Here is a 3,848-nt window from a genome sequence, read left to right on the forward strand (position 1 = left end):
AGGGATCGGTGACAGGTTCCAGCTTCCACCAGTCTGGCTTGATACCCAGGTCGTACAGTCGCTGGATGGCGCGGCTGCGCGTGGTCTTGTCGGCCGGCATGTCGGGGGGCAGGATCAGTTCCAGCAACAGTTCATGGCCCGATTTGCGGCAGGCGTCGAACAGTATGACCAGTTGGCGTTCCTGCTCGGCGCGCAGGCCGGGCTCATCATCGGGGTGGTACAGGACCAGGCATTTGACGACCTGGTTGGCCGGCCAGGTGTTCAGTTCCAGCCCGACATCGGCGCCGGTTTCGAACTGAAGCGGGCGGGATTTCGGCACCTCGACCGGGCGGCCGATCCAGTAGGTGGTGTGGCCGGCCTCGCTGAGGGCATCGGCGCCGTAGCGGCCGTCCAGCAAGACGCCGAAGGCCGCACTGCCATTGGCCAGGCTGTCGACAGCGCGCAGGGCCAGGCGTTTGAAGGCCGAGATCCGCGCCATGTCGGCGCCCAGATCGGCGGCCATTTCCTCGAACTGGAAGCGGTGATCCATGGCCAGGATCATCAGGGCGTCATAATCGCGGTGGCGCGTGTAGGACCAGTGCAGGTGATCCAGCCGCGCCTGATCGTCCAGTGACATCGGGTGGCTGATGGCCAGGAAGACTTGCAATTCGTCAAAGCTCGGCATGGCCGGCGCACAGGAATGGCGGGTGACGACCAGGGCGCCGCAGGCATTGGCCCAGCGGCCGCAGGTCGCCAGGTCCTCGCCCCCCAGCCAGCCGCGCAGGAAGCCGGCGGAAAAAGCGTCGCCGGCGCCCAGGACGTTCATGACATCGATCGGAAAGCCCGGCACGACCAGGCAGTCTTCGATACGATCGGGCACAGGGCCGTCGAAGATGGCGCAGCCGTCCGCCCCCAGCTTGCAGACCAGGACGGCGTCGGTCGTGGCGCGAATGGCCTTCAGGGCGGTGATGACATCGTCGCTGCCGCCCAGGATGCGAACCTCTTCCTCAGTGCCGATGATCAGGTCGCACAGCGGTGTCACAGCGGCCAGGCGTTGCGTGACCTCAGGATTGGCGACATAGCGCTGCTCGCCCATGTCGCGCGAGGTCAGTCCCCACAGGACCGGGCGGTAGTCGATATCGAAAGCGATCTTTCCGCCGGCCGCCTTGACCTGGCGCACGGCCTCCAGGCTGGCGGCATAGACGCCCGGCTGCGACAGGTGGGTGCCATCGATGACCAGGGCACGGGCGGACGACAGCCAGGCCGGGTCGATGTCCGCCATGTCGATGGCCATGTCGGCACAGTTTTCGCGGTAGAAGATGAGCGGGAAGGTTTCCTTGTCGACAATGCCCAGCAGAACCAGGGCCGTCAGCCGCGCCGGATCGGTGACCACGCCACGGGTGTCGAGCCCTTCGCGGTGCAGGGCTTCCAGGATGAAACGGCCCATGTGATCGGCGCCGACGCGGGTGATCAGGCCGGCCTTCAACCCCAGACGGGCGGCCCCGATAGCGGTGTTGGTCGGACTGCCACCGACGTACTTTGCAAAGGACGCCATATCTTCGAGACGGCTGCCGATCTGCTGCCCGTACAGGTCAACACTGGATCGCCCAAGGGTGATGACATCCAGTCCGCCGGCAGTGAGAGCGTTCATGCGCGAATCCTCCATGGGACGCCGTCTCGCGCCCTCATTGGAATTTTTATTCTTTCATTTCGAAAAATGCAATTATCATTTCATATCGTAGATTTTATTCTTCGTCCTGAGTGGCGAAGGCATAGGCAATGACCAGGCTTTGGGCCAGGCACAGGGTCGAGGTCAGGGAACGGAACGAGCGCACCTCGGCCTCGCGCAGCAGCAAGGCCTGGGCGGCGCCCTTGACCAATGGGGAGACGTTGGAATCGGTCACGGCCAGGATATTGGCGCGCTGTTCGACGGCCAGGGCGTGGCATTTGACGGTTTCTTCAGCATAGGGCCGGAAGCTGATGGCGATCAGCAGGTCCTCCGGACCGATGCCGCGGGCCTGGTTGCTCCACAGCCCGCCGGTGCCATCGATGAAAACGACGCGCTTGCCGGCGCGTTGCAGCGCGTAGGCGAGATATGAAGCGACCGGAAAGGCACGGCGGAAGCCGGCGATATAGATGGTCTTGGCCTTGACCATGGCGTCGACCGCTTCGGCGATCTGGGCCGAGGTCACCGACTGACGCAGGTGGTTCAGCGCCAGGATATCGGCCTCGACATATTCGTCCAGGATCGTATCGGCCGTCTCTTCGCCGCCGCCGGCCTCGCTGAACTGACGGGCGCGTTCGCCATAGGCCAGGGTGATGTGGCTGGCCAGCATCTCGTCGCGAATGACCTTCTGCATCTGCGACGCGCCGGGATAGCCCAGGGTCTTGGCGAAGCGGACGATGGTCGAGGGCTGCACACCCGCGCGGTCGGCAACCACGGCCAGGGTCTCAAAGGCAATATCCTCGGGCTTGTCCAGCACGAAACTGGCCACCTGCTTCATGCGCCGTGACGCCAGTTCGTACTGGCGCATGATTTCGGCGCGCAAGGCTTCCACCGTCTGGGGTGGGTTGGCAGCTTGAATCTCGAGGTCAGCCTGTTCGTCGGCCATGGTCTTCTCCCGTCTTTTTTGTTCTCGCCTCTACGGAATTCCAAGTTGACACGGTGTGAAATTTTTGTTCCAAACCTGAAAATCCGATTGCGGAATGACTTCGGGCTCATATTACCGGCATCATTCTAAAAATGGAATAAATATTTCGCCCAAGGGCAAAAAATGGGATGGAAAACATGTTTGAAATTGCCGTCGTCGGCGCCGGCCGTATCGGTCGCATCCACGCCAAGAATGTTGCAGCCCATCCGCGCCTGCGCCTGAAAGCTGTTGTCGATCCGGTCGGCGATAACGCTGCGACCTTGGCGGCGGAGACAGGTGCGGTCGTTTCAACGTTTGAGGCCGTCCTGAACGATCCGGCGGTGCGCGGCATCGTGGTCGCCTCCCCGACCGACCAGCATCTCGACCAGACGCTGAAGGCCATGGCTGCCGGCAAGGCGGTATTGTGCGAAAAGCCGATCGATCAGGATCTGGCGACGGCACGCGCAGCAGCGGGAGTGCTGGGTGGCGAGCGGCCGCTGTTGCTGGGTTTCAACCGCCGCTTCGACCGCCATTTCGGCGCCTTGAAGCGTCAACTCGACGCCGGGCGCGTCGGGCCGTTGGAAAGCCTGCTGATCATCAGCCATGACCCAGCGCCGCCGCCGATATCCTATGTGAAGGTATCCGGCGGGTTGTTCAAGGATATGGCGATCCACGACTTCGACATGGCGCGCTACCTGCTGGGTGAAGAGGTGACCGAAGTCTTCGCCGCGGCATCCTGCCTGGTCGATCCGGCCATCGCTGAGGCCGGCGATATCGACACCGCCAAGACGACCTTGAAGACGGCGTCGGGCCGCATCTGCGTCATCAGCAATTCGCGCCGCTCAGGCTATGGCTACGACCAGCGGATCGAAGCCTATGGCGCCAAGGGGTTGCTGAAGGCCGACAATGTGCTGGAGTCAACCGTGGCCCACTGGGGCGCGGAAGGTCCGGTGCTGGATGCGTTCCAGAACTTCTTCCTCGACCGCTATGCCGAGGCCTATCGCTCGGAGGTCGAGCATTTCGCCGCCGTGATGGCCGGGGAAGCGAAACCGCTGGTCGGGTTTGATGACGCGGTAAAGGCGCTGGAACTGGCCGAAGCCGCGGCTCAGTCGGTGAAGACCGGCCAAGTGGTGAAGTTGTAGGATGGCACGGAAGTAAGAAATCCCCTCTCCCCGTTCTTCACGGGGAGAGGTTAGGGTGAGGGGCAAGCTATCGTTTCCACCGCACAATCGTCTTCGC

3 protein-coding genes are annotated in these 3,848 nt (G+C 62.9%); 1 reads left to right on the forward strand and 2 read right to left on the reverse strand.

Annotation, left to right across the window (positions count from 1 at the left end; translation table 11 throughout):
- On the reverse strand, positions 1-1,630 hold a 1,630-nt coding region (locus tag ABI_RS23160), incomplete at its 3' end, for a bifunctional 5-dehydro-2-deoxygluconokinase/5-dehydro-2-deoxyphosphogluconate aldolase (protein WP_040310016.1).
- A gap of 94 nt (positions 1,631-1,724) precedes the next feature.
- Positions 1,725-2,591, reverse strand: coding sequence for a MurR/RpiR family transcriptional regulator (locus tag ABI_RS23165; protein ID WP_006275516.1), 867 nt, complete (start codon positions 2,589-2,591; stop codon positions 1,725-1,727).
- A 176-nt stretch (positions 2,592-2,767) separates the two neighbouring features.
- Between ABI_RS23165 and iolG the strand changes: the two genes are divergently transcribed.
- Positions 2,768-3,751 carry an inositol 2-dehydrogenase gene (gene iolG, locus ABI_RS23170; protein WP_040310072.1) on the forward strand — a complete coding sequence of 328 codons (984 nt, stop codon included), beginning with the start codon at positions 2,768-2,770 and terminating at the stop codon, positions 3,749-3,751.
- The last annotated feature ends 97 nt before the right edge of the window (positions 3,752-3,848 follow it).

This window comes from Asticcacaulis biprosthecium C19 (assembly GCF_000204015.1).
Lineage (GTDB): Bacteria > Pseudomonadota > Alphaproteobacteria > Caulobacterales > Caulobacteraceae > Asticcacaulis > Asticcacaulis biprosthecius.